The 26,428-nt window shown below is 56.3% G+C and carries 24 protein-coding genes, 1 tRNA gene and 1 other RNA gene; 24 read left to right on the forward strand and 2 right to left on the reverse strand.

Features of this window, described 5'->3' with window-relative positions; all coding sequences use genetic code 11:
- Positions 1 to 131 precede the first annotated feature (131 nt).
- The 11 genes from WG936_RS07240 to WG936_RS07290 all read left to right on the forward strand — a co-directional run bounded on the left by WG936_RS07240 (position 132) and on the right by WG936_RS07290 (position 10,620).
- Entirely contained in the window at positions 132 to 797 is a 666-nt protein-coding gene (locus WG936_RS07240) for a DUF3558 domain-containing protein (protein WP_339564724.1), read from the forward strand.
- Positions 751 to 2,457, forward strand: a complete 1,707-nt coding sequence (locus WG936_RS07245; protein WP_339572500.1) for a hypothetical protein — start codon at positions 751 to 753, stop codon at positions 2,455 to 2,457. The genes WG936_RS07240 and WG936_RS07245 overlap by 47 nt, the downstream gene beginning before the upstream one ends.
- A gap of 120 nt (positions 2,458 to 2,577) precedes the next feature.
- A tRNA-Met gene (locus WG936_RS07250) sits at positions 2,578 to 2,651 on the forward strand.
- Between the two features lie 663 nt (positions 2,652 to 3,314).
- Positions 3,315 to 3,461, forward strand: coding sequence for a FeoA domain-containing protein (locus WG936_RS07255; RefSeq protein ID WP_339565523.1), 147 nt, complete (start codon positions 3,315 to 3,317; stop codon positions 3,459 to 3,461).
- Positions 3,458 to 5,392, forward strand: a complete 1,935-nt coding sequence (gene feoB / locus WG936_RS07260; RefSeq protein ID WP_339572501.1) for a ferrous iron transport protein B — start codon at positions 3,458 to 3,460, stop codon at positions 5,390 to 5,392. Before WG936_RS07255 ends, feoB begins: the two co-directional genes overlap by 4 nt.
- Positions 5,389 to 5,655, forward strand: coding sequence for a FeoC-like transcriptional regulator (locus tag WG936_RS07265; protein ID WP_339565505.1), 267 nt, complete (start codon positions 5,389 to 5,391; stop codon positions 5,653 to 5,655). Before feoB ends, WG936_RS07265 begins: the two co-directional genes overlap by 4 nt.
- Positions 5,656 to 5,845: 190 nt before the next feature.
- On the forward strand, positions 5,846 to 7,342 hold the full coding sequence (locus tag WG936_RS07270) for a methylmalonyl-CoA carboxytransferase subunit 5S (RefSeq protein WP_339572502.1): 1,497 nt from the start codon (positions 5,846 to 5,848) through the stop codon (positions 7,340 to 7,342).
- A 15-nt stretch (positions 7,343 to 7,357) separates the two neighbouring features.
- Complete coding sequence (locus WG936_RS07275) at positions 7,358 to 8,917, forward strand: acyl-CoA carboxylase subunit beta (RefSeq protein ID WP_339572503.1); 1,560 nt, start codon at positions 7,358 to 7,360, stop codon at positions 8,915 to 8,917.
- A 12-nt stretch (positions 8,918 to 8,929) separates the two neighbouring features.
- Positions 8,930 to 9,190, forward strand: a complete 261-nt coding sequence (locus WG936_RS07280) for a hypothetical protein (RefSeq protein ID WP_339565508.1) — start codon at positions 8,930 to 8,932, stop codon at positions 9,188 to 9,190.
- A gap of 20 nt (positions 9,191 to 9,210) precedes the next feature.
- The gene (locus WG936_RS07285) at positions 9,211 to 9,567 is read left to right on the forward strand and encodes a biotin/lipoyl-containing protein (RefSeq protein WP_339565509.1); all 357 of its coding nucleotides are present in this window, start codon (positions 9,211 to 9,213) and stop codon (positions 9,565 to 9,567) included.
- 201 nt (positions 9,568 to 9,768) lie between these two features.
- Positions 9,769 to 10,620, forward strand: a complete 852-nt coding sequence (locus tag WG936_RS07290) for a S1 family peptidase (protein ID WP_339565510.1) — start codon at positions 9,769 to 9,771, stop codon at positions 10,618 to 10,620.
- Positions 10,621 to 10,680: 60 nt separating this feature from the next.
- Here the strand turns inward: WG936_RS07290 and hisN are convergent, their stop codons facing one another.
- Both hisN and WG936_RS07300 read right to left on the reverse strand, forming a co-directional pair.
- On the reverse strand, positions 10,681 to 11,457 hold the full coding sequence (gene hisN, locus WG936_RS07295; RefSeq protein WP_339565511.1) for a histidinol-phosphatase: 777 nt from the start codon (positions 11,455 to 11,457) through the stop codon (positions 10,681 to 10,683).
- Between the two features lie 9 nt (positions 11,458 to 11,466).
- Entirely contained in the window at positions 11,467 to 12,321 is an 855-nt protein-coding gene (locus WG936_RS07300; RefSeq protein ID WP_339572504.1) for an inositol monophosphatase family protein, read from the reverse strand.
- 64 nt (positions 12,322 to 12,385) lie between these two features.
- On the opposite strand from WG936_RS07300, the gene WG936_RS07305 reads away from it, so the two are divergent.
- The 13 genes from WG936_RS07305 (at position 12,386) to WG936_RS07365 (ending at position 26,056) form a co-directional block, all read left to right on the forward strand.
- Entirely contained in the window at positions 12,386 to 12,931 is a 546-nt protein-coding gene (locus WG936_RS07305) for a hypothetical protein (protein WP_339572505.1), read from the forward strand.
- Positions 12,925 to 13,404: a hypothetical protein gene (locus tag WG936_RS07310; protein WP_339565514.1), complete on the forward strand. Its 480-nt coding sequence runs from the start codon at positions 12,925 to 12,927 to the stop codon at positions 13,402 to 13,404. Before WG936_RS07305 ends, WG936_RS07310 begins: the two co-directional genes overlap by 7 nt.
- Positions 13,405 to 13,415: 11 nt before the next feature.
- Positions 13,416 to 14,522: a peptide chain release factor 2 gene (gene prfB / locus WG936_RS07315; RefSeq protein WP_339565515.1), complete on the forward strand. Its 1,107-nt coding sequence runs from the start codon at positions 13,416 to 13,418 to the stop codon at positions 14,520 to 14,522.
- A 201-nt stretch (positions 14,523 to 14,723) separates the two neighbouring features.
- Positions 14,724 to 15,413 carry a cell division ATP-binding protein FtsE gene (gene ftsE / locus WG936_RS07320; protein WP_339565516.1) on the forward strand — a complete coding sequence of 230 codons (690 nt, stop codon included), beginning with the start codon at positions 14,724 to 14,726 and terminating at the stop codon, positions 15,411 to 15,413.
- 4 nt (positions 15,414 to 15,417) lie between these two features.
- A complete protein-coding gene (ftsX, locus tag WG936_RS07325) occupies positions 15,418 to 16,320 on the forward strand; it encodes a permease-like cell division protein FtsX (RefSeq protein ID WP_339565517.1) in 903 nt (300 codons plus the stop codon).
- Between the two features lie 42 nt (positions 16,321 to 16,362).
- Positions 16,363 to 16,851 carry an SsrA-binding protein SmpB gene (gene smpB, locus WG936_RS07330; protein WP_339565518.1) on the forward strand — a complete coding sequence of 163 codons (489 nt, stop codon included), beginning with the start codon at positions 16,363 to 16,365 and terminating at the stop codon, positions 16,849 to 16,851.
- Between the two features lie 47 nt (positions 16,852 to 16,898).
- Positions 16,899 to 17,360 carry a hypothetical protein gene (locus WG936_RS07335; protein WP_339565519.1) on the forward strand — a complete coding sequence of 154 codons (462 nt, stop codon included), beginning with the start codon at positions 16,899 to 16,901 and terminating at the stop codon, positions 17,358 to 17,360.
- 143 nt (positions 17,361 to 17,503) lie between these two features.
- Positions 17,504 to 17,877: a transfer-messenger RNA gene (gene ssrA, locus WG936_RS07340) on the forward strand.
- A 266-nt stretch (positions 17,878 to 18,143) separates the two neighbouring features.
- Positions 18,144 to 21,812 (forward strand): phosphoribosylformylglycinamidine synthase, encoded by a 3,669-nt coding sequence (locus WG936_RS07345; protein ID WP_339572506.1) that lies wholly within the window; start codon positions 18,144 to 18,146, stop codon positions 21,810 to 21,812.
- A 412-nt stretch (positions 21,813 to 22,224) separates the two neighbouring features.
- Complete coding sequence (locus WG936_RS07350) at positions 22,225 to 23,202, forward strand: siderophore ABC transporter substrate-binding protein (RefSeq protein WP_339565524.1); 978 nt, start codon at positions 22,225 to 22,227, stop codon at positions 23,200 to 23,202.
- A gap of 46 nt (positions 23,203 to 23,248) precedes the next feature.
- Positions 23,249 to 24,208 (forward strand): ABC transporter permease, encoded by a 960-nt coding sequence (locus WG936_RS07355; RefSeq protein WP_339565525.1) that lies wholly within the window; start codon positions 23,249 to 23,251, stop codon positions 24,206 to 24,208.
- Positions 24,201 to 25,304, forward strand: coding sequence for an iron chelate uptake ABC transporter family permease subunit (locus WG936_RS07360; RefSeq protein ID WP_339572507.1), 1,104 nt, complete (start codon positions 24,201 to 24,203; stop codon positions 25,302 to 25,304). Before WG936_RS07355 ends, WG936_RS07360 begins: the two co-directional genes overlap by 8 nt.
- Positions 25,301 to 26,056, forward strand: a complete 756-nt coding sequence (locus WG936_RS07365) for an iron ABC transporter ATP-binding protein (RefSeq protein ID WP_339572508.1) — start codon at positions 25,301 to 25,303, stop codon at positions 26,054 to 26,056. Before WG936_RS07360 ends, WG936_RS07365 begins: the two co-directional genes overlap by 4 nt.
- Positions 26,057 to 26,428 lie beyond the last annotated feature (372 nt).

Consider the following 26,428-nt stretch of genomic DNA (forward strand, 5'->3'; position numbering starts at 1 on the left):
GTGCCGAGAAAATTTTGAAAACAATGCAACCTTTTGGGGTGCTTCAGCAGTCTAAAGACAATGAGGGCATCTGCATTTAGAATGCGAACTAAGTGACGCCTGACACAAGCCAAATTTTCCTAGGGGGGATCATGCGCCGACTTCGCGCGCGTTCAAAGCAGAAGCTCTCAACTGCCATCGCAATCACATGCTTCACACTCGCCAGTTGCGCCACAACAACTGCGGACACTGCGTCTTCATCAACAGGGGAGCCTGAAACAGGCGGCGCAGACACCGCAACTATCGACGTCCAAACACCAGCAACCTTCGACCCAAAAGACCCGAACTTTAAACTCTTCGACCCGTGCACTGAGCTGCCCGACGAAGTATTTAAGGAAGCCGGGTTGGGGAAAAGATCGCGATTTGGGAACGAGCCTGGGGCTGATTACAAGATTTGTACTTTTCAAACAGCTCCTGATGCTGGATTTTTTGGGTCGGTTTCCGTGATTATGAATGCTATTGACTTTGACACTATCCAAAGGAAAATGCATGTCATACGAGGCACGGTAAACGCCAATATGCCTGGTGTTTACCAGTATCGAGAAGCAGAAGACCAAATTCACGATTGTTCTTCAGTAGCGCAATCTTCTGGAGGCCAGTTGGAAGTAACTGTTACAGACCTAGATAAGAAACTGAGCAGTTCAGAAGTGTGTGATCAGTCGTTGGCCTATCTTCAGTTCATTTACCCAGAAGTAGAGCAAAGGTTAAATAATGGCACACATTCAGATAGATTCCGAGATGCTGAGTCGCCAAGTTGATGACGTAGATACTTTGGCAAGTGATGCCCGAGGAATCTACAAGGCAGGCAATCAAGGTGGCCTGTCCGCCGCCTATTCCGATGTATCTGGCCTCGATCAGATGGGCGCAGCTCATGGCTTTGTAGTGCAGGGTGGTGTTGGTTCGGCTGTGCAGACTTTGCAGAAGTATGCAGATCAGGTCGCCTGGTTGCGTGATGGTCTGCGGGCCACGGAAAAGTCGCTAACCAGCCAAGATGATTTGGCGGAGCGCGCCATGCAAATTGCGGATGAGGGCGGAAATGTTGGTGCGGAGTCGACGCTGTTTCCCGCTCGACCGGACCAAATCTTCGAGGACTTCGATTTTCCGCATCCTGCGGTTTCGATCCCGGCTAGTTTGTCGGAGTTGAGCGCTGCGTTTGCGGGAACGGATTCGGGAGCGGTTGCTGCCTCGGCAGAATCGTGGTCAAGTATGGCCCGGAATGCGTCGGTGTTGGCGGAGAGTATTCGTACCACTGCCTGGGACATCGCTGAGATCAACAAAGCTGACAGCATCAATTCGGCTGTGGAGAAGGCTCTTCAAGTGGCGGATGCAGCAGACGTATTTTCCACAAATGCCGGTCTAATGTCAACATCCGTGAATTACATGGGGCAGGTGGCGGAGGCCAGCGCTATGCATGTTTCGATGGCGGAACTGGCAATTGCGTTCATTCAGGATCCTGTCGAACGTGAGGCGGCCGAACAGGCGTTCTTGCAGGAGTTTATGGGCGGCACTTTCCCAGCTGCAATTGAAAGTGCAATGCCTCAGATTCGCAATTTGATGAAGCTGGAGCAGGGCGGTGCGGGCGGCGGTGAGGTCCAAGCTGCAATGGGACTTATCGACGGCAATGGGCGCCCCGGTCCCGTCGCGAAAATCAACGCCGGAACTGCGCAGATGCAAGAGTTGGTGAATTCTCCAAAGGATATTGGGCCAGGTAGTTTCGGGCAGATTTCTGAAAATATGCAGCAGCTGGATCAGTTGGGTGAGCTGGGTATGGGTGGTATCGGAAATCTTGGAGAATTTGGAACTCAAGCAGCTAGCGCGTTCGGGGGAGTCGATCCCATCGGTGGGGTTGGCACGATGCCAGTCGGAGGAGGGCATGCGGGTCCCGTGGGACAGTTTGGTGTTCCTGGGATTGCTGGTGGCGTCGGCAAGCATGCGGCCGGTGGGTTTGGCACTGGTGGCGTCGGCAAGCTCGCTGCGGGGCAAGGACTACCTGCAGGACTGGGGGCCAATTTCAACCCGGATCTCGGCGCGGCCTCGACAACGGTTGCGGGTGTTGGCACGGGCGCTGGAGGTAGCGGAGTTGGAGGTGCTGGCGCCGGTATCGCCCCGGTTGGTGCTGGTCCACTAGGAGGTGCCGCAGGACGGGTAGGAAACAAGGGGAGTTCTTCTGTGACGGCCCCTGGATTTGCTACTGCTCCTGCCGCTGGTGGCAGTGGTGCAGCTGGGGCTATGGCGGGAGGAATGGGCCGATCGATGATGCCGATGGGCGGCATGCCGTTCGCCCCACAGCAGGACAATAAGCGTGGCAAAGTGAAGACAGTGACCTCAGCAGTCGAGGAAGACGGCAACCTATCGGCTTTGCTTGGTGATCTGCCTCCAGTGGTACCGGGGCCGATCGGGGCATGGGCGCGCGGTTAGGCCTGTGACCAGCGGATTGGTCAATTGTGGCGGGGGTATGTATAGTAATCACCTGTCGCCGAGACATGATGTTAAACATCAAGTTACGGTGAGGTGAAATCAGAAATGATTTACGCCCGTCGCGGGGTGGAGCAGCTCGGTAGCTCGCTGGGCTCATAACCCAGAGGTCGTAGGTTCGAATCCTGCCCCCGCTACTAGATAAACTCCCTACCAGCAGAAATGTTGGTAGGGAGTTTTGTTTTTCTCACTCGAATCTCGAAATGTCGCTTTAGATGTCGCTTTAGCGAGTCGATTTTGTCGCTTAAGTGTCGTTTTGGGTTTTGGGTGAGCGTGCAAGCTTTTCGATTGGTTTTGAAGAAACCACTTCCTCCGGCTGCGGCCACAAGGAGATGCTCAACTTTGCAACAGCACCATATCGACGATCTGGCCACGGATTCAACTCCGGAGAGGTGGGAGGCAGAGGCGACACTGCAATACTTGGTGGACCTGAAACGGTGGACGGAAGCTCAATCCTGAGCTGGCTGATCCCAGTAGCTTTAGGGGGCTTCTCGAGGCCTATTTTTGAACGCCTATTGCACGTCAGAGCTACAAATAAGGATAGCTTGTAAGTGTCTATAGCCAATTGAACAACTCGTCCCAAAGATGTTAAGGTAAGGCTTACCAAGATTTGGGTAGGCGGACCTAAGGGGCCTGCCTGCAGTTTCAGTTGCAAAGGCAAAAATATGTTCAAGCGTTCTGCTGACACCACCTGTGTTCGTAAAGATTGTATTTCCGCAGACCAAGCACCTATTGGTTGCTTGGCAAGCCTGCCGGATTGTTGTCTTGAACGAGCGACAGCTGACAACCCGCCCCTCGCAATGCGTTTGCGTGAATTGGGCATACGTCCAGGCGGGAGGGTAAAGCTTGGCCAACGAGTATCTGGTGGCGGACGTATCGTGACGGTGGGCACCGCTCGCTACGCTTTTGATCGAGAGACCCTTCGTCAACTGGACGTTCAGCTGTGAACGCCATTGCAAGTGCACCGAGTTGCCATTCGGCCGCTGCCACTGTTGTCGCCCCAAAGGGGTCGCCGATCGTCGCGCTAGTAGGTGCTCCCAACTCGGGAAAGTCCACTGTCTTCAATGCCTTGACGGGCGCAAAGGTCAAGACCGGCAACTGGCCTGGCACCACTGTCGAGGTGAGTCGTGGCGTATGGAAAGCGGAAAATAGCCAGCCGCTCGATCTCATCGATTTTCCTGGCACCTATTCACTTGATCCGCTGAGCCCCGACGAGGAACTAACCCGCGAGATGCTCATTGAGCGGCCTGAATCGGAACAGCCCGACTTGGCAGTGGTGTTAGTTGATGCCACCGCACCAGCGCGTGGACTCAACCTTGCGATGCAGATCTCCGAGCACCCTTATCGCGTCGTTCTTGCTGTTACCAAGTTGGATGTCGCTGAAGCTCAGGGCATCCAAGTTGATGTGGACAAATTGGGTGAAGCCACAGGCATTCCTGCCGTGGCCGTCAACGGTCGCAAGTTCACGGGTTTGAAAGAACTGGAAAGCGTGGTGTTAGCGCAGCTGGGACGGCCGAAGTTGCGGATCCGAAAGGTTGCTGACGTCGATAAGCGTTTTGCTGATCTCGACGCCGCGGTGAAGGCAGCCGTGGTGGAGGGGGACCCCCGGGACACCTTGACGCAGCGTATCGACCAATTTGCACTGCACCCATTCTTCGGCCCAATTCTCTTCTTGGGTGTGATGTGGGTGGTCTTTAAGATCACAACCGTGGTCGCAGCGCCGTTGCAGAGCGGCCTGGAGACTTTGATCACCGGCTGGTTTGGCGGGATGGTTGAAAATGCACTAACGGCAATGGGCTGGGATAATCCGTTGCTGGTAGGCCTGCTTATCGACGGCCTTATTGGCGGCGTCGGTATGGTCCTCACCTTCGCCCCGTTGCTCGCGCTCATGTTCTTGTGCTTGGCAGTGCTGGAGGATTCCGGATACATGGCTCGTGCGGCGGTTGTCACCGATCGGGTCATGCGCTCAATCGGTTTGCCAGGTAAGGCGTTCATCCCGATCGTCGTTGGTTTTGGTTGTAACGTGCCGGCGATTTCCGCAACACGTGTATTGGGCAGCCCGCGGCATCGCATCCTGACTGCACTCCTCATTCCGTTTACCTCCTGTTCAGCGCGGTTGATCGTGTTCCTCATGCTGGCTACGGTCTTTTTCCCAGAGCACGCTGGCACCGCGGTCTTCAGTATGTATTTGCTCTCCATCGGGTTGATCGTTCTCACCGGCTTGGCGCTGCGGGCTACGCTGTGGCGGGCGATGCCAAGCGAGCCGCTTGTCATTGATCTGCCCACGTATCAGCTTCCTACTGTTCGTATGGCCAGCTCGGTGACTTGGCTCCGGCTCAAGGGCTTCTTGCAGACTGCTGGCGGCATTATCGTCACCACTGTGATCATCGTTTGGCTCATGATGGCTATCCCCGTGCGGGGTGGACACACACTGGGCGAGGACGTACCACCGCAGGATTCCGCATATGGAGTCGTTTCCGAAGTAGTCGCTCCAGTGTTCCAGCCTGCTGGCTTCGGCTCGTGGAGCCTTACGGGTCCGCTGATCACTGGGTTCGTTGCCAAAGAAGCTGTCATTTCCACTTGGTCGCAGGTCTACTCGGTTGAAGATGTCACCGATGCTGCTCCAGCGGAGCAAGCAGAGAGCGAGCTGTCGCAGCAGATCCGAGCCGACTTTGAACAGTCTTCCGGTGGACATCCCCTGGCTGCTGTGTGGGCTTTCATGATCTTTATGTTGGCGTATACGCCGTGTGTGGCCACCATCGCTGCGCAGCGTAGAGAAATTGGTACCAAGTGGACGTTGTTCGGTTTTGCAGTGCAGTTGTTCGGCTCGTGGGCGCTGGCGGTGTTGGCATTCCAAATTCTCAAGGTGTTCTTGTGACCCCGACTGAGTTGGTGCGAAACGCGATTCTGGCCGGTTGTGCTTCCCGAGAGGAAATCTCTCGGCGAAGCGGACTCGGCGCCGGAACTGTGGAGCTGGTCATGGAGAACCTAGAGCGTAGTGGGGGATTAGTGCGAGAAACCCTCTCTTCCTGTTCTGCTTCGGGGTGTGGTTCTTGTGGTCAATCCACGGGCTGCAGTGGTGCTGCTGGAGTGCGTGGGCCGGTGCTGCTCAAACTCGTAAAACCACAGGATCGGGCATAAAGCTACATCCAATTGGGGAATTTCACACAATTCCAGTCAATTATGGTAAATGTCACTGTGACTCCCGCCATGAGGGTAAGTCACAAAGTGGCAGCTCACCTTGGTAACAACTCTCAACAAAGCCCTTCTGACCTGTGCAGGAGTGGTCGGACCTCTGCGCACCACTTTGAGTTGGCCTACCCTAGAACTCATGAGTCCAAAAACAATTGGTGTCACCGAAGTTGCCCTACGCGATGCCCACCAGAGCCTCATGGCTACTCGAATGGCCATGGAAGACATGGTTGGAATCTGCGAAGAAGTTGATCAGGCAGGCTTTTGGTCTGTCGAGTGCTGGGGCGGAGCGACCTTCGACTCCTGCATCCGCTTCTTGAACGAAGACCCGTGGGAGCGCTTGCGTACCTTCCGGAAGTTGATGCCCAATTCACGCCTGCAGATGCTCCTGCGTGGCCAGAACCTGCTCGGCTACCGCCACTACGAGGACATGGTCGTAGATAAATTCGTGGAGAAGTCCGCCGAAAACGGCATGGATGTCTTCCGCGTCTTCGACGCCCTCAATGACCCGCGCAATCTTGAACGTGCCATGAACGCAGTGACAAAGGTAGGCAAGCACGCACAGGGAACCATTTGCTACACGGTTTCTCCTTTACACACTGTGGAGGGATACATCGAGCAGGCTGGTCGCCTATTGGACATGGGCGCGCAGTCCATCGCCCTGAAAGATATGGCCGCGCTACTCAAGCCACAGCCTGCCTACGACATCGTCAAGGGCATCAAGGACACTTATGGCGAAGATACTCAGATCAACGTCCACTGCCACTCCACCACTGGTGTCACGCTGGTGACCCTGATGAAAGCCATTGAGGCGGGGGCTGACGTCGTCGATACTGCAATTTCATCGATGTCCCTGGGGCCTGGCCACAATCCGACCGAATCCTTCGTAGAAATGCTCGAGGGCACCGAGTATGACACGGGCCTAGACATGGATCGCCTGATCAAGATTCGTGACCACTTCAAGGGCATTCGCCCTAAGTACAAGGAGTTCGAGTCTAAGACTTTGGTGGATACGAACATCTTCCTCTCTCAGATCCCGGGCGGAATGCTCTCCAACATGGAGTCTCAGCTGCGTGCTCAGGGAGCAGGCGATCGTATCGACGAAGTGATGCGCGAGGTTCCGATCGTCCGCAAGGATGCTGGCTACCCACCGCTGGTAACTCCGTCCTCGCAAATTGTGGGTACTCAGGCCGTGTTTAACGTCCTCATGGGTCGCTACAAGGTCATGACTGCAGAGTTCGCTGACCTGATGCTCGGCTACTACGGCGAGTGCATCGGCGAGCGCAACCCTGAGCTCATCAAGCATGCTCAGGAGCAGACCAAGAAGGAGGCAATCACCGTCCGGCCAGCAGATCTGCTGGCTCCGGAATGGGACAAGCTTTCCGCTGAGGCGGCTGCGCTCGAGGGCTTTGATGGCACCGACGAGGATGTCTTGACTAACGCGCTGTTCCCAGGGGTCGCGCCAGGATTCTTCAAGTCGCGCCCAGACGGGCCAAAGAATGTTGGCAAGACGGCTGAGCAGATCGAAAAGGAAAAGGCACAGGCCTCGGGCGAAGCAAATGCCGTCCGTGAGCCGATCCAGTACAAGGTCACCGTGGGTGGCCGCAGCCAGACCGTCAAGGTCGAGCCAGCGTAAGAAGGAAAAACCTAAATGACTATTCAAGAACCTTCCATGCAGGAGCGCCTCGACAAACTCGAAGAGGCCCGGAAAATTGTCGCCCTCGGTGGCGGCGAATCTAAACTAGAAAAGCAACATGAGCGGGGCAAGCTGACTGCCCGCGAGCGCATCAACTTGCTCATTGATGAGGACACCTTCCGGGAAACCGGAATGTTTGCCAAGCACCGCACCACCGAATTCGGCATGGACAAGGCCGAGGCCCCGGCTGATGGCGTCGTCACTGGCGTAGGCGCCGTGTTCGGACGGCCTGTCCACGTCGCCTCCCAGGACTTCACGGTGATGGGCGGCTCGGCTGGTGAAACTCAGTCCAACAAAGTCGCTGCCATGATGGAAGCCTCCGCGACAACGGGTACTCCGTTCGTATTCATCAATGATTCCGGCGGAGCGCGCGTCCAGGAGGGTATTGATTCTCTCTCTGGCTACGGCAAGGTGTTTTACCAGAACGTCCTACTCTCCGGCCTTGTGCCTCAGGTGTCTATTATTGCTGGCCCTTGTGCAGGCGGTGCTGCTTATTCGCCAGCTTTGACGGACTTCATCATTCAGACCCGCAACGCCAACATGTTCATCACCGGCCCGGGCGTTATCAAATCCGTTACCGGTGAGGTAGTTACCGCCGAGCAGCTGGGCGGCCCTGATGCCCACATGGCTAAGGCCGGAAATATTGACTTCATTGCTGACAATGATGAGCAGGCAATTCTGATTGCGCAGAAGCTGCTCAGCTTCCTGCCACAGAACAACACTGAAGAGCCACCAGTGGTCGATCCCGACCTGCTCGTTGAACCAGATGAGACCTTGCGTGGCATCGTCCCAGTGGAAGGCAAGAAAGGCTATGACGTACGCGAGGTGATCACACGCATTGTTGACCGTGGTGATTTCCTTGAGTCGCAAGCTGGTTTCGCGCCGAACATTGTTGTTGGTTTCGGTCGCGTTGTCGGACGCACCGTGGGTATCGTCGCCAATCAGCCGAACGTCATGTCGGGTGTATTGGACATCGATTCCTCCGACAAGGCCTCGAAGTTCATTCGCTTCTGCAACGCCTTCAACATTCCGCTCGTCACGTTTGTCGACGTCCCTGGGTTCATGCCAGGTGTGGCCCAAGAACATGGCGGAATCATTCGCCACGGCGCGAAGATGCTGTACGCATACTCTTCTGCCACCGTTCCAAAGATCACCGTGGTCATGCGTAAGTCCTATGGTGGCGCGCACTTGGCGATGTGCTCGAAGGATCTTGGGGCCGATCGAGTTTTCGCATGGCCGACTGCTGAGATCGCAGTGATGGGCGCCGATGGAGCCGTCAATGTAGTCTTCCGCAAGGAAATTGAGGCTGCTGAGGACTCAGATGCAAAGCGCGAAGAACTGATACAGCTCTACAAAGATACGTTCTCCACACCGTTTATGGCTGCCTCTCGCGGCCTCGTGGATGACATCATTGACCCAGCTGACACTCGTTCTGAGATCGCGATGGCGCTGGAAGTGCTCGCAAACAAGCGAGTCTTCCGACCCGCCAAGAAGCACGGCCTTGGGCCAACATAGGGGATGAATCCAATGAGCGAACTTTCAAACAAAGAGCTGCAGGAGCTTGTAGAAAAACTCACTGCGCGCCTCGATTCCATGGAATCAGAACTTGCAGAGCTCAAGCTGCGTTCCGATGTGGAGATCCCAGAAGATGTCCTGATGGCCATCAGTGCTGCGGTGTCTGCCTACCTGGGTAACCGAGGTCGGGTTAAGGCAGTCAAGTTCTCCCGACACCGGACGTGGGCTGCGCAGGGCCGTCAGGCTGTCCAGACTCGTAAACCGCACTTCTGATAGGTGTTTAAAGGAAAATCATGAAACTCAAAGTGACCGTAAACGGTATCGCCTACAGTGTCGATGTCGAGGTAGAGGAAGAACAGCGTCAGCTGGGCTCGATTGTGTTTGGTAGCGCCGCAAAGAATCTTGAGCCATCAAATGCAAAGGTGTCGGGCACCTCGCTCAATGCCGTTGTTGCTCCGTTGGCTGGTTCGGTCTTCAAGGTTCTTGTCGAGGAAGGCGAGGCCATTGAAGCTGGCCAAGTACTGCTCGTGCTCGAGGCCATGAAGATGGAAACTGAGATTACTGCTCCGAACGCGGGTACTGTGACCCAAATTCACGTCTCCCCGGGCGACCCCGTGCAGGGTGGTCAAGCATTGGTGGAGATCGAGTAAGCGTTTAAAGTAGGCTGCCGAGGAACTTCAGGGATCCTCGGCGGCCTTTGCACGTTCGGGGGTGAGAAGCCGCGGTGTCGACAGTGGCATGCCACTATGGCGTGGTAATGAAAAAGCCCCGAAACCACATGTGTCACTTCTTTAACATTTTCTGTATTGTGAACCGTGCACCTGTTGTCGATTGAAAGCACAGTGAGTCTTATGCACTTCTCCCGTCGTGTCCGCACATTTCTAGGTAGTTCAGCGGCGGCGCTGACGTTAGTGCTCGGAGCGCAACCGGCGGCGGCCGTAGAACCTGCGCCAGCCACCTTCGAGGGGCTTGTCGATGGCCCTAACTATCATTGGCGCAACGACCCCGAAGCTCAAATTATGGCTCAACACCTCGGCCCGGTATTACACCGCGTACCAGGCAGCTGGTTCAACGCCCCGGACATTCCAGGTGAATCCCGCGACGTTCAAGCAACAGGTAAGGCACTATTTGGTCCGTCCACTCCCATTTTTGTTGGCTCAAACAAGATGTGCACCTTAGCTGTTGCGGGCTATGACCAACACGGAAATAAGGTCGGTATCACCGCAGGACACTGTGGAAATCCAGGGGACGAAGTATTCTCCGCCGATGCGCCACAAGTAGGCGCGGCCGGCAACATCGTGCAGGTTTCTCCAGAGCTGGACTATGCCCTCGTCCAGTTCAACGACAGAGCAGAGCTGACTCGCTCCTACTCTGGCGTCACCATCAACGCCGTCGGCGGCCAGGCGGCGCTCGGCCAGCAGCTGTGCAAGAAGGGCGTTGCTACCGGATACACCTGCGGTATCGCGTGGGATGCCTACAACGCGCAGGTGTGCGCCATGCAGGGCGACTCCGGAGCCCCAATGTTTATGGGGGATCGCCTCATCGGAGTTATCTCGGGTGGTAACCCCGTAGTTCCTGCGGGCACCTGTTCAACGCCATGGCAAGGGCCGCTGCACATGCCAACTGTTTCGTCTTCGATCGATGCCATCCTGGCAGACCTGGATGCCCAAGGCGGGGTAGGCGCTGGATTCCAGCTCGCTTAGCGCAGTAGCTGATGGCCGCCAACCTGGTAGACAGGGCTGGCGGCCATTTTCGCGCGTTAATCAGGAAAGGCGCCGGAGTACTTCATCGTGTAGGCGTCCGTTTGTTGCGACAGCATCTCCACCGTGTGGGCCTTCGGCTCCCGAGAGTGAAGTAAAGCGGCCACCCGCCTCGGTGACGAGTACTGCCAGCGGAGCTAGATCCCACAGGCTCACCTCTGGTTCGGCGGCAATGTCCACTGCACCTTCTGCAACGAGGCAATAGGAGAAGAAATCGCCGAATCCGCGGAGGCGCCAGGTGTCATCACTTAAGGAAACAAATTGTTCGCGCAGTTCTCGATCGCGCCACCCCGCTAGGGAAGAGAAGGAGACCGAGGCATCAGCCAGCGAATTCACACCAGATACGGATAGCTTCTTCGGCGAGCCGCCGTTGAAGGTTTTCCAAGCGCCAGAACCTTCTGAAGCCCACCACCGCCGGCACAATGCGGGGGCGGAGACGACGCCGACGACTGGACGGCCGTCGACAAGCAGCGCGATGAGTGTGGCGTAGACGGGAACACCACGGACGAAGTTCTTAGTGCCGTCGATTGGATCGATAACCCACTGTCGCCCTGCGAAGGTTGCGTCGCCGCCGAATTCCTCACCGATAATGCTGTCTGCGGGACGGTCTGCCGCCAGCCGCTCGCGCAGTGCCTCTTCGACTGCGAGATCGGCGTCGGACACCGGGGTGAGATCTGGCTTGGAATCGACTCGTAGATCGGAGGCCTCGAAGCGGTCGAGGGTGATGCGATCGGCGATGTCAGCCAGCTCGATGGCAAGAGCGAGATCTTCTACATACATGTTTCCAGCTTAGAACAGTGCGAGTGCTTCGCTCACGGATTCTGGATTTCCAGCTAGGCACCAGGTGACGCCCCCGCCTTCGACTTTCAGCGCTTTCCCACCAGCGCCCTCGACTAAAGCCCGTCCGGGGAGCCAATCCCAAGACTTCACGGAGTGCTGCATCCAAAGATGCAGGGTGCCATCTGAAACGCCGCCAAGATCTACTGAGCCGGCGCCAAGCATGCGCAGGCTCGCAGCGCGCTGGGCAACGTTGAGCCATGCGTCGCGTACCGCATCCTGTTGCAGGTAGTTGGGGTGTAGATAGGTGCCCAAAGCGGCTTGATGCAGCGGGCGGTCGGCGAGCTTATCGACGTCTTTGCCGTCCCTGCTTGTCGGAATTTCCGGGCCTCCAAACCAGGTGTATCCCATCGCAGGGCGGTGAACTGCACCGAAATGCAGCTTCTCGGGGTCTTCTGGATCGCCAGTGACCAGGGCGAGTGCCGAGCACCAGTAGTCAGAGCCCGAGACGAAATTAAACGTGCCGTCAACGGGATCAATTACCCAGGTGCGGCCGGACTTTGTCTCGCGGGCGGCTCCTTCTTCGCCAAGAATGCCGTCTTCGGGGCGCAACGCCTCCAATGCACCGGCTACGAATCGTTCCGCGGCCTTGTCCGCCTCAGTGACGACATCAGAGAAGTTGGTTTTTTGCTCGGAGGACACACCAGTTTCGCGCATCCGCCAAGCAAGGCGGCCGGCATTGAAGACTAATGCTTGCGCGAGGTGTTCGTCAGTGTCTTGATCGTGCGCGATGACGAAAGTCTTGGTCAGGGCATCGATCATGTCGTTGAGGTTTTGAGGTGTGGAAGGCGTAGGGGGAACAGTCATGGCTCCTATTCTGCCTGTTCTTGGTGCACAATGGGGAAAACTGGGCGTTTGAAAAGGTGATGTTATGGATTTGGATCAAGCGTGGTCAGCTTTGCAGTTCGTGGGCTACGTCGGTTGGCCATCGGCACTCGTGGTGTCCGTCGCTATCGTGCTGCTGCGATGGCTCGATGCCAAGGCCGCTCCGAGCCCGAAGCCGCTAGGTTCTTTTATTTTGATCTTCCTCGGTTTAATACTGGGCGTGATTAGCGTCCTCATCGGATTGCTGCCGAATGTATTCGGATTCCGCGGCAACGTGTCATCTTTGTTATCGCCGCTATTGAGCATGGTGTTCTTTGTGTTCCTTGCCCGTAATGCTAAGCACCGCTATTCCGGTGTTGCACTGGCCTTTTGGTTCACTTTCTGCGGTTTCATTTGCGCAGAATCGATATGGTTATTCCATTGGGATGAGACCGGTCAATCCGGGGTAGGGATCGTGATGTTCATCTGTGGGGCAACAGGTGTTGTATTGCTGCTCGGAGCACTTGCAGTGCTCGAGGCAAGTGCTGCCAAACGTGCAGTGAGTTTGCCTGGCAATTGTGGTGGAAAGAAGACAGGAGGTGCCGGATGTTAGGACTTGGGCTTTTGGTGTCCTTGGTGATCGCCGGATTGGTGGCAGTTCTGCAGGCCTTGGAAGAGCCACGTCCCAGTGCATGGCGGAACATTCTCCTTGTCCTGGCAAGCCTGGCGCTGGGAGCTGTTGCGGCTGGACTAGCGATTGCCTTCGCTGAAATTGGCCAATGGGGAAACTGGGAATACAACATGCCGTGGATCCTCGGGCTGTCAGCTTTCGCTATTGGAGGTTGCTTGTTGAAGCCCCGCCACTCCGAACTGGTGATTTTGTGGTGGTCCGAGGCCATGAGCTTCCTTAGTGTTTACGGTATTTGGGAAGAGGGGCCCGGGGATGAGGGGATGGGAGCACTGTTGACGGTAATCATGTCAGCGGGCTGTCTGGCGGCAGTGGTGGTGCTCATACTTTCCGTGTTGATGTTAAACCTCTCTGAGCGGCGGTTGGCCCGTTCTCGACGTTCGGATCGCCTGCAGTAAAGTGGTGGACTATGCGCCCGGAGATTGCTACAGAACTTGCCAGCTTGGATTCCACCCTCACCAGTATTGAAAAGGTCATGGATCCGGCAGAGATGGTCGATCGCGTGCGCGAGCTCGAGCAGAAAGCATCTGATCCTTCACTGTGGGATGACCCCGACAATGCGCAGCAGGTGACTTCCGAGCTTTCGGCCGTGCAGGCATCACTGCGCAAGGTGCAGTCTTTGCGGCAGCGTCTGGAAGATGTTCCCGTCATGTACGAGCTCACGGAAGCCGAAGGGGAGAGCATTGAGCTTGTCGACGACGAGATCGCCGCACTCCGCGCTGAAATCGATTCCCTGGAAGTAAAGACAATGCTCTCGGGCGAATATGATTCCCGTGAGGCCGTGATCAGTATTCGTTCCGGTGCTGGTGGCGTTGATGCGGCGGACTGGGCGGAGATGCTCATGCGGATGTACGTCCGGTGGGCGGAGAAGAACGATCACAAGGTAGATGTCTATGACATCTCTTACGCGGAAGAAGCTGGCATCAAGTCTGCGACATTCGTGGTGCATGGCGAGTACATGTACGGCACGCTGTCCGTTGAGCAGGGCGCACACCGACTGGTGCGAATCTCGCCCTTTGATAACCAGGGGCGCCGCCAAACCTCCTTTGCTGAGGTAGAAGTCCTCCCGGTAGTGGAGCAAACCGACTCTATTGACATCCCGGATTCTGAAGTGCGTGTGGACGTTTACCGCTCCTCCGGCCCTGGCGGGCAGTCAGTTAACACCACAGATTCCGCGGTGCGACTCACCCACATTCCGACGGGCATTGTAGTTACCTGCCAGAACGAGAAATCTCAGATTCAGAACAAGGCCTCCGCCATGCGTGTGCTGCAAGCCAAGCTGCTGGAGCGTAAGCGCCAGGAGGAGCGGGCTGAAATGGATGCGCTTGGCGCAGGCGGCAACGCTTCCTGGGGTAACCAGATGCGTTCTTACGTGCTGCATCCGTACCAAATGGTCAAGGACCTGCGGATGAACTTTGAGGTCAATGACCCATCGAAGGTGCTTGATGGTGACATTGACGGCTTCCTGGAGGCGGGAATCCGCTGGAGGATGGCACAGCAATCTGAAACGGAATAGCTCCGGGCTGGGGTTTGCGTCGAATTTCCCACTTCCACTGGAAATTTGAGAGCAGTTTTCGACCTTCCGGGATGAGAAATTCGGCAATGCCAGCCATACTGGGGTGCCTGCGCGCCGGGGAGCGTAAGAATGGCCGTCGAAAAGCTGCGAAAACCCTCACAGAAGTTTCCAACGGGATTAAAGTCAACTACTGTTACTGTCGTGATTAAATTCGACCGTGTGACAAAGTCCTACAAGACCTCGACTCGGCCGGCGCTGGATAATGTCTCGCTGGAAATTGAGAAGGGGGAATTCGTCTTCCTGATCGGACCTTCCGGGTCAGGAAAGTCGACCTTTTTGCAGCTGATGCTGAAGGAGGAAGCCCCGACCTCAGGCGACGTTTATGTTTCGGACTTCCACGTCAATAAGCTGCGCGGCGGACAAATCAATAAGCTACGCCAGCACATCGGTTACGTATTCCAAGATTTCCGTTTGCTGCAGAAAAAGAACGTTTATGACAACGTGGCGTTTGCCCTCGAGGTAATCGGGCGTCCGAAACGGACCATCGAGAAATCTGTGATGGAAACCCTCGAAATGGTGGGGCTGGATGCTAAAGCCAACCGCATGCCAAGCGAGTTGTCGGGAGGCGAGCAACAACGCGTTGCTATCGCCCGCGCCTTTGTCAATCGCCCGCTAGTGTTGCTTGCTGATGAGCCGACCGGCAACCTCGACCCTGATACCTCCCAGGACATCATGGTGTTACTCAACCGGATCAACAAGTTGGGAACCACTGTGATTATGTCTACACACAACGCACAAGCAGTGAACAACATGCGCCGTCGTGTGATCGAACTGCACATGGGCAAATTAGTTCGCGATGAAGCCCACGGTGTCTACGGAGAGGGACGTTAAGAACATGCGACTTGGACTAGTATTCCGCGAGGCCATGCAAGGCCTCGGCCGCAACTTCACGATGACCATCGCGCTGGTCATCACCACCGCGATCTCCCTTGCGCTGCTGGCCACCGGCTTCTTGGTTACGGGCATGACAGAGCGCACAAAGGAAATCTACCTGGACCGCGTGGAAGTCATCGTTCAGCTGGACGAGAAAACCTCCGCAGGTGACAAAGACTGCTCCAGCAAAGAGTGCAAAGAGATTAAAGACAAGCTCGAAGCCGACGATGAAGTCGAATCAGTCACCTTCCGCAATAGGGAACAGTCCTACGAGCGGTTTGTGAAGCTCTTTGAGGAGACCGATCCAGTACTTGTCCAGGAGACCTCCGCGGATGCTCTGCCTGCAGCACTACATGTGCGACTCAAGGATCCACTGGAGAATCAAGCAATCGACGCGGTACGAGAGCTGCCACAGGTGGATGGAGTCCTTGACCAAGTAGATGATCTGCGTGGAGCCACAGAGAACCTCAACGCAATCCGTAACGCCACCTTCTTGCTGGCGGCCATTCAAGCTATCGCGGCCATCTTCTTGATTGCCAACATGGTGCAAATCGCGGCATACAGTCGTCGGGAAGAGATTCAGATCATGCGCATGGTGGGTGCATCCCGCTGGTTCACCCAGGCTCCATTCGTGTTGGAGGCGGTATTTGCCACCTTCCTAGGCGCTTGCGCCTCTGTTGTTGGCCTATTGTTGGGCAAGGAATTCGTCCTCGACCGCGCTCTGAGGGGCTTGTACGAGGCGCAGCTGATCGCCCCAGTGACTACCTCTGACATTTGGGTTGTGATTCCAGTAGTTGCAGTGATCGGTTTGCTCTTCGCGGCAATCACCGCGTGGGCTACGCTGCGAATGTACGTCCGCAAATAAATTGTCCAAGAGCCTACCGCTGACGGTAGGCTCTTATTCGTTATGGCGAAAAAGAAGAAGGCGAAAACTAACCCGGTCATCGCGACGAACCGCAAGGCCCGGCACGACTATGCGATCCTCGAGACCTTTGAAGCTGGTATTCAGCTCGTTGGCACCGAGGTGAAGTCGCTGCGCGAGGGCAAAGCATCGCTTGTCGACGCCTTCGCCACCATCGACAACGGAGAAGTATGGCTGCGGGCCCTGTACATTCCGGAGTACTCGATGGGGTCCTGGACCAATCACTCGCCGCGTAGAAACCGAAAATTGTTGCTGCACCGGCGGGAAATTGATTCCCTCATGGGCAAGGTGCGCGATGGAAATAAGACCCTGGTGCCGCTTTCCTTATATTTCAAAGACGGCAAATTGAAGGTCGAACTCGGCCTCGCTCAAGGCAAGCAAGACTATGACAAGCGTCAGTCCATTAAACGGCGCACTGAAGAGCGTGAGGTAACCCGCGAGCTCGGGCGCCGTATCAAGGGGATCAACGTGTAGTCGCTTTTAAGCGCCTGCAGTGTCAAGCGTGCGCTAAGGTCGGCTGCATGACCCGCTCTTATTTCCTCTGGGCCAACGGCCTTGCCATCTTCCTCGTTCCCTTCGTCGTGGTTGTGGGGCGAGTTGCCGGGGGCGTGGTTGGCTGGATGTTCATCCTGTTTCTCCTAGCTGGCGCATTTGTTACAGCCGTGTTTTATGTGGTGCTATTGCTGTTTTCCGCCCTCATACCGGAGGAACAGCGGGAAAGTCGTTGGCTCGGTCCTTCTTGGTGGTCGGGTGCCATCACCGCCACCGTGGGGATGTCGATTCTTCCTGATTTTGGTGATGCCCCCGACTCTGCCGTAGCGCACCGGCTGTTCGATGCGCTTCCGAAAGAGCAAGCTATTGATCTTTCACAAAAGCTAGGTATTGGCTTCATTTCCCTCGGATTGTGTTGCTACCTGGTTTGGGTTGTCATCGTGTTGAGCACTGCCTTGGATGCGCGCAAGCGTGGCGAGTTGGTGGTGTGACGGCCGAGCCACGTGCGGGTGGTGCAACCTCTGAGTTCTTAGCGTTGCTGTCGCTTGTTTTGGGGCTAGACATACAGCCAATGAAAGCGCTATAGTGAATCATCCTCCCGGAGAATGCATAACCCGCCGGTGAGGGCGCACGCGGGGCTGATTTTGGTTTCGACTGCGTATATTGAGCCAGGGGAAGCGTGCCGGTGCAGGCTAGAGACCACCGTAAGCGTCGTAGCAAAATGATAAGCGCCGAGAATACTCAGCGCGACTACGCTCTCGCTGCCTAAGCGACTAGCGTGTCTGTCGGCCCAGGGCTGTCCCTGACCTGGTAGCCGGCACCGATTAAGGGACTTGCTCGTCCGCTGCGTTGGCAGGGCGGATGGGGACTTTTACTGCTAACTGGGCTCATCATCCGGACGTGTTCGACCGAGCCGGAGAGCCGAGTAGAGATGTTGCGCGAACTGCGCACGGAGAAGCCCTGGCGAGGTGACGTAGGACCCGAGTTCAATTCTCGGCAGCTCCACGATGACCCCCTTTGACCGCAACGGTTGAAGGGGGTTTTCATTTTAAGCGCCCTCGGGAGTACCTGTTAGGCCGGCACAAGTGCGTCGATTGCCGGGCGGCTGTCAATATTCGCAGGTCTCCTAGTGTGCAACGGCAGGACGGGATTTCTGAAGCGAGTGGCTGCTTGGAACGGAACTCTTACACTCTAGAATTGGTGTCGGGCACCGGCGAGCAATACGCTGGTGGAGACTACTGTCCAAGTGGAGCTAAGGAAAAACTGGAGGCACGATGGTTCAGCGTGTGTACGTGGAAAATCGCGAGGGTGGGCATGCTGCGGCCCTCTCGAAGGAGTACGGCGTCAAAGTGCGCATGCTCAATCGTTATGATGTCGAAGGTACGACGAACGAGGAGTTTGAAAAGGCCGTCAAGCTCGTACTTTCCGAACCTCAAGTAGACAACGCCTATGCAACGCTCGAGGAGGCCGGGGTTACCGGCCAGATCTTGGCAGTTGAGCCACTTCCAGGCCAGTTTGACCAGCGTGCTGATTCCGCGGCGCAGTGCATCCAGTTCCTCTTTGAAAAGCAGCGCCCGCAGGTCCGTACCGCGGTGCTTTACGTGGTGGAGGGGACGATCCCCGAAAAAATGCGCACTGACCTCATCAATCCAGTCGAAGCGCGAGAAGCGAATCTGGAGCTGCCGGAGACGCTTTCGATGACCGTCGACAAGCCTGCGGACGTCGAGAAGCTCACCGGGTTCACCGCGCTTTCCGACGACGCCCTGCCTGCCTTCGTTGCTGACCACGGCCTCGCAATGGACGCTGACGATGCGACTCTCATCCGCAACTATTTCGCTTCCGAGGATCGCGATCCGACCATCACTGAACTCAAAGTCATCGACACCTACTGGTCGGATCACTGCCGTCACACCACGTTCGAGACGGTATTGGACAACATCACGTTCAACGAGCCGGCTGCTGAAGCCGCCTACCAGGACTACTTGGCCGCACGTGAGTCCATCGGTCGCACTAAGCCAGTCACTCTGATGGACATGGGCACGATCGCAGCAAAGGTGCTGCGTGCCACGGGTAAGCTCGACGCTTTGGATGTCTCCGAAGAAATCAACGCCTGCACCGTCCACGTCAACATCACCGTCGACGGCAAAGAAGAGCCGTGGCTGTTGCTGTTCAAGAACGAGACTCATAACCACCCGACCGAGATCGAGCCTTTTGGTGGCGCAGCAACGTGTATCGGTGGCGCGATTCGAGATCCGCTTTCTGGCCGCGGCTATGTCTACGGCGCGATGCGCATTTCTGGCTCTGGCGATCCGCTTGAAACTTCTACCCGCGCTGGCAAGCTGCCACAGAAAACTATCGCGCGGGTGGCTGCTTCAGGTAACTCCTCTTACGGCAATCAAATCGGCTTGGCAACGGGGCTTGTCGACGAGCTCTACCATCCAGGTTATGTAGCCAAGCACCTGGAAATGGGCGCCGTGGTCGCCGGTGTACCTGCAGCCAACGTGCGTCGCGAGGTACCCGCCGCTGGTGACATTGTTGTGCTGGTCGGCGGAGCCACCGGGCGCGATGGCATCGGTGGAGCGACTGGATCATCAAAATCACTCACCGTTGAATCTTTGGCCACCGCAGGCGCAGAAGTACAAAAGGGTAATGCCCCAGAAGAGCGCAAGTTGCAGCGCCTTTACCGTAATCCGGAATTCACCAAGCTGATCAAACGATGCAACGACTTCGGTGCTGGCGGTGTAGCGGTTGCTGTTGGCGAACTCGCTGATTCCCTCGAGATCAACCTCGACGCTGTGCCGAAGAAGTACGAGGGGCTCGATGGCACTGAGCTGGCGCTGTCCGAGTCACAGGAGCGCATGGCCATCGTGGTTGAGGCTAAGGACGCAGAAAAGCTCATCGAGCTGGCCAACGAGGAAAACCTCACCGCAGTTATCGTCGCTGAGGTCACCGATTCTGGCCGCATGCGCATGAACTGGCGTGGCAACACCATCGTTGACCTTTCCCGTGACTTCCTCAACACCAACGGTGCCGATAAGCATGTAAGCGCTGAGATTGCGCCTGCTGCCGATTGGCGTGCGGCTGGCCGCGAATGGGCTACCAAGAATGACTTCGCAGAGTCCTTCCTTGACATGGCATCTGATCTGAATATCGCCTCCAAGCAAGGGCTTTCTGAGCGATTCGACTCCACCGTTGGTGCGGGTACAGTACTCATGCCTTTCGGTGGCAGCCGTCAGGCAACTCCGATCCAGGCGATGGCCAACACCTTGCCAGCGTTGGGGGAGACTACTAACTGCTCCGTCATGTCTTGGGGCTACAACCCTTATCTGACCGAGGCCAGCCCATATCACGGCGCTTACCTCGCAGTTGTTGAGTCCGTGTCCAAGCTGATCGCGACGGGCGCTTCTATCGACGAGACCTACCTTTCCTTCCAGGAATACTTCGAGCGCATGGATTCTTCCGCAGCCTGGGGTAAGCCCGCCGCCGCGCTGCTCGGCACCATCAAGGCCCAGCTCGGTCTAGGTGTGGCCGCAATCGGCGGCAAGGATTCCATGTCCGGTACCTTCGAGGAACTACACGTTCCGCCGACGGTCATCTCCATTGCCGTCAGCCATGACGACGCCCGCAACGTTGTGCCGAACCACTTCAAGGATGCAGGCCACACCGTAACGCTGCTGTCGCCTGAGCTTGCTTCAGTAGCGGACGTAGCTTTGGCAGGCTTGCCGACGCCCGAGTCCCTCCTGGCTAACTACCGCACGGTTAACGATCTCCTCCGCTCCGGCAAGGTCCTTTCCGCTTACACACCAGGCTTCGGCGGTCCCGCCGAGTCTGTGCTCAAGATGGGGCTAGGCGAGGCTATCGGCTTCTCCTTCACGGAGGATGCGCCACTCTACGACTATGCCTACGGCGCCTTCGTCCTTGAATGGGCAGACGGCGTTGAGCCGACTGCAGGCGAGGTTCTCGGTAAGACCACGACCGGTGGATTCACTTTCCGCGGTACCACCGTCTCTTTCGAAGACGCTGTGGCTGCTTACTTAGGGACACTCGAGCCGGTTTATCCGACCGCTGTGGAGCAAACTGGTACCACCGAACTAGCGGGCGCCAGTGCCGTCGACAAGCCTGCCTCTACCGCAACCTTCGGGGGAGCTAAGCCAACGGCTCTGATCCCCGTATTCCCAGGTACCAACTGTGAATACGACTCCGCGCGGGCACTACGTCGCGCGGGCATCGACTCAGAGATCCTCGTCGTGCGCAACCGTACCCCGGAGGATATTGCCGAGTCTGTTGAGCGTATGGCTGCGGCGCTGGATCGCTCCCAGATGCTGTTCCTACCAGGCGGTTTCTCTGGTGGTGATGAGCCGGACGGTTCTGCCAAGTTCATGACCTCCTTCCTGCGCAACCCAGCGCTTACTGCGGGCGTGCAGGGGCTTCTCGACGACCGTGGTGGCCTCATCCTCGGCATCTGCAACGGCTTCCAGGCCCTGATTAAGCTGGGGCTCGTACCTTTTGGTGCTATCGCCGAACCGGGTGCCGAGACTCCGACCCTGACCTTCAATACCATCGGCCGCCACCAGTCGCGCATTTCTCGCGTACGCGTGGTCAACAACGACTCTCCGTGGTTGTCAAAGGTCAATGTGGGCGATGTCTTCAACGTGCCAATTTCGCACGGCGAGGGGCGCATCACTGCCGGGGAGTCCGAGTGGAAGCGTCTCAAGGCTGCTGCCATTACGCAGTATGTCGATGCTGCCGGGGAACCGTTAATGGACATCTCGGTCAACCCGAACGGCGCGCTGTTTGCGCTCGAGGGCATCATGTCCGAGGACGGTCGAGTTTTGGGCAAGATGGGTCATGCTGAGCGCATCTCCGCCTCGACGTATAAGAACGTGCCGGGCGAGTATGACATGAAGTTGTTCGAGTCTGCAGCGGAGTTCTTCCGCAAGTAGTATTTGCGCAGCTGATCGCAAAGTAGAGGGTGTTTCGGGCAAGATCCGAAGCGCCCTCTACTTCGTTTTAGGCATGTCCTTGGGGCTGAAGCGTTTCGGGAGGTGCACTTTTCAGCTGGGCTGGTGGGAGCGATCTGGTGGCAACCCGCTGGAAGCTGCAAGTGGCTAGCCTGGGGGTGATTTTGATTGGCTGTGACTGTAAGTGGCCGGGTGGAATTGGGGCGAAATTGGGCAAGAAACCGCACCTTGCGGCACCTTTTGTACCCTGGAGATAGAAACATTGTGGAAAAGTCCACAACCGGGTTTCCTGCCCATGACGAGGCAATGCTAACCTAATTGCAGCTTAGGCTAAGCTAATTACCGTTTCCCAGGGGCGACTAGCTTTCGCTCCGTGATCTCGTTGAAGGAAGTAATGTTGTCTTCCCGTTTTCGTGTAGCAGCCGTCGTTTCCGCTGCAGCAATGGCACTGACCGCCTGTGGGTCCGCCACCTCCTCCGACCAAGACCAAGCGTCTGCTAAGACCGTCGCCATTACGGATAACTACGGCACGCAGGAAGTGCCTTCGCCACCAAAGTCAGTAGTTTCCGTGGTCAATCGCTCCTTTGAAACGCTGCAGGATTGGGGCGTAGAGCTCAAAGCAGTGTCAAAGGGAATCGTTCCAACGACTCTTTCGTACCGTACCGACGATAGGGCGCTCGACCTCGGCTCTCACCGCGAACCGAACCTGGAGAACCTCGTCGCTGCGCAGCCTGACGTCATCCTGGGAGGTCAGCGCTTCAACGACCATGAAGAAGAGATGAAGAAGCTTGCCCCAGACGCCAAGTACCTCAACTTTAACGTCCGCCCTGACAAACCAATCGATGAAGAGCTGAAGCGCGAAACTACCGAGTTGGGCAAGATCTTTGCCAAGGAAACTGAAGCGAAGAAGCTGAACGATGACCTCGATGCCTCGGTCAAGGCGGTCAAGGATTCCTACAAGCCAGGAGACAAGGTCATGGCGGTGAACGTTTCCGGTGGCAACTTCGGCTACATCGCACCAAGCAAGGGGCGCACTGTTGGCCCGATGTTTGACCTATTCGGATGGACTCCAGCTCTTGAGATCGAAAACAGCTCCGGAAATCACAAGGGAGATGAAGTTTCTGTAGAAGCAATTGCGCAGTCAAACCCAGACTGGATCGTCGTACTTGACCGCGATGCCGGCACGTCAGAGTCACAGCGCCCCGACTTCAAGCCAGCAGAAACAGTACTGAAGGAGAATCAGGTGCTGCAAAACGTGGACGCGGTGAAGAACGGCAAGGTCATCTTCTTGCCAGCCGACACCTACACCAATGACGGCATTCAAACCCACATCGAGATCTTCAACTCCCTCGCCAAGGCGTTCAAGGGATAAGACGCTACTTTAAGGAAAGGACAGTCCTGTGACAGCAACCAGAGAGATGACCACTCGTGGGCGGCTGCTGGAGTGGCCATTGCTGCTCGGCATCCTCGGCGTGCTGCTATTGCTGTTTCTTTCCTTATTGGTGGGGGCCTATGACATCTTTGGGGGAGAAAACGGTGGTGAGATCTTTGCGATCACCCGAATCCCACGTACCCTGGCGTTGATTCTGGCGGGCGCCGCAATGGCGATGAGCGGGTTGGTCATGCAGCTGCTCACGCAGAATCGTTTCGTGGAGCCCACCACTACCGGAACCACCGAATGGGCCGGTCTTGGACTCGTCTTTTCTATGGTATTTCTTCCCGAATCGAGCCTGCTGGGTCGAATGACCTGCGCTATCGTCTTCGCGTTCGTTGGAACTATGGTGTTCTTCGCCTTCCTGCGACGGGTCACTTTGCGATCTTCCCTGATCGTTCCCATCGTGGGCATCATGCTGGGGGCGGTAGTCAGTTCAGTTTCCACCTTCATTGCGCTGGAATTAGATCTGCTGCAGAGCTTGGGCACCTGGTTTGCGGGGTCATTCACTGCCGTGCTGCGGGGACAATATGAAGTGCTCTGGATAGTCGCGGTCGTCGTTGCGTTGGTGTTTTACTTCGCGGATCGGCTCACGGTTGCGGGACTTGGCGAGGATATCGCCAAGAATGTGGGTCTTGACTACGACCGCATGATTTTGATCGGTACAGCTTTGGTATCGGTGGCAACTGGAGTGGTCACCGTTGTCGTCGGCAATCTGCCCTTTGTTGGACTCATCGTGCCGAACGTGGTGTCGATGTTCCGCGGCGATGACCTCCGCTCCAACTTGCCGTGGGTGTGTGTACTCGGAATTGGCATCGTAACGGTCTGTGACCTCGTAGGGCGCACCGTCATCGCGCCTTTTGAAGTCCCGGTTTCCCTCGTCCTCGGCGTGCTCGGAGCCGTCGTCTTTATTACTTTGATTATTAGGCAGCAGCGTCATGGCTAACCTTCCGCTACTTTTCAAAACTCGTCGTACCCCGCCGATTGCCGTCGCCGTCGAAAAGCCGGTGTCGGAATCTAGTTACCTGGGGTTCTCCACGGACCGCACCTCCGGCAGCTTTGCGACGTCCAAACTGCGCAAGCGTTATTGGACCATCCTCGTCGGCATGATCGTGCTGTGCGCGCTCTTCGCCTTTGGACTGTTGGCCTGGAAGAACCCGATGCCGGTCGGTTCACCCGGGTTTTGGCTGATCGCAGAGCGTCGCGCCGTCGCCATCGTGGTGATGGCCATTGTGGCGGTGGCACAGGCTATTGCCACTGTGACGTTTCAGACGGTGACGAATAACCGCATCGTTACCCCGTCGATCATGGGGTTTGAAGCGTTGTACATGGTCATTCAAACCGGCGTTGTCTTCTTCTTCGGAGTTGCCGGCCTCGTTGCATTCTCGGGTACTAGCCAGTTCATTCTGCAGGTCCTATTGATGATGGCGCTGAGTATGGCACTCTACGGTTGGCTGCTTACTGGGCGCTTCGCCAACATTCAAGTGATGCTCCTCGTGGGCATCATCATCGGTGGTGGCCTGGGATCCCTGTCAGCGTTCATGCGTCGCTTACTGAGTCCGAGTGAGTTTGATGTACTAACAGCGCGTATGTTCGGCTCGGTGAACAATGCGAAGACCGAATATCTGCCACTTGCCATCGGCCTGGTAGCGATTGCTACGGTGGCTATTTGTGTGCGGGCGAAGACACTCAACGTGGTGGCGCTGGGGCCTGCGCTGGCCCAGAATCTGGGTATCCACCATAGGCACGCCAGCATCTATTTTCTGTGCATGGTGTCGATCTTGATTTCGGTATCTACTGCATTGGTCGGGCCGATGACTTTCCTCGGGTTTCTCGTGGCCACTTTGGCTTATCAGCTAGCAGAAACCTATGACCACCGTGCGGTGTTGCCGATGTCCATCGCGGCCGGGTTCCTTGTACTAACGTCCGCGTATTTCATCATGAACCACATCTTCTACGCCCAGGGCGTGGTCTCGATCATTATCGAGCTCGTCGGTGGTTCCGTTTTCCTCTTTGTCTTGCTTCGAAAGGGTCGACTGTGATTGAGCTGGTAGATGTCCGCAAACAATATTCGGACTCGGTAACCATTGGTCCAGTGTCCCTTAAGATACCCGCCGGGGGAGTGACGGCGCTGGTGGGACCAAACGGCGCAGGCAAATCTACGCTGCTCACCATGATTGGGCGGCTGCTCGACATTGACGACGGTGCCATCGAGATTGGCTCTTACGATGTGGCCGCTACAAAATCTAAGGATTTGGCCAAAATTGTCTCCATCTTGCGGCAGGAAAACCACTTCATTACGCGCCTCACAGTTCGGCAGCTGGTTGGTTTTGGCCGCTTTCCACATTCTAATGGACGCCTGACGCGCGAGGATGAACAAATCATTTCGCGCTATATCGACTTTCTCGGACTCACTGAGTTAGAAGCGCGCTACCTCGACCAGCTCTCCGGTGGGCAGCGTCAGCGTGCCTACGTAGCGATGGTCTTGGCGCAGGAAACGCAGTACGTGCTTCTCGACGAACCACTGAACAACCTCGACATGGCGCATTCAGTACAGATGATGCGCCACCTGCGAAACGCCGCGCAGCAGTTTGGCAAGACAGTGGTGGTAGTCCTGCACGACATCAACTTCGCTGCAAAATACGCCGATTACATTTGCTGCACGAAAGATGGCCACGTGGTGGAATTCGGTACTCCGACGGACATCATGCAAGATGACCTGTTATCCAGCATCTTCGAAACACCGGTGACAGTTATCGATGGTCCGGATGGTCCACTTGCGTGTTATCACTAAAAATCCCAGTTGACCTGGCGATTTGTTAAACAATTTCAACGTGCGTATATTAATCCAGGTCAGCGCGACAGTGTAACCAAAAAGTTACCTGCTCAGCAGCTAGACGGACTGGATTTTGACTTCCATGTCAAGATCAACTACAGTCAACCGAGTCGCTCAACGAGGGTTAACCTGCTGTTAACCGGAGTCGAGTGTGCGTGTGTTGTTTGAGAACTCAATAGTGTGCCAAGTACTTATTTTGATACTTTTGTATCTTTTGATTTTTTGGTTGTGTGTTGGTGCCGGCAGGCCCGGAGGGGTCTGTGTAAGCATTTAATACTCAACTTTTTGTGGTGGCGGGTTTTTCCTCGTCGGATTGTCGGTCATCACTTT

Source organism: Corynebacterium sp. H127 (genome assembly GCF_037482665.1).
Lineage (GTDB): Bacteria > Actinomycetota > Actinomycetes > Mycobacteriales > Mycobacteriaceae > Corynebacterium.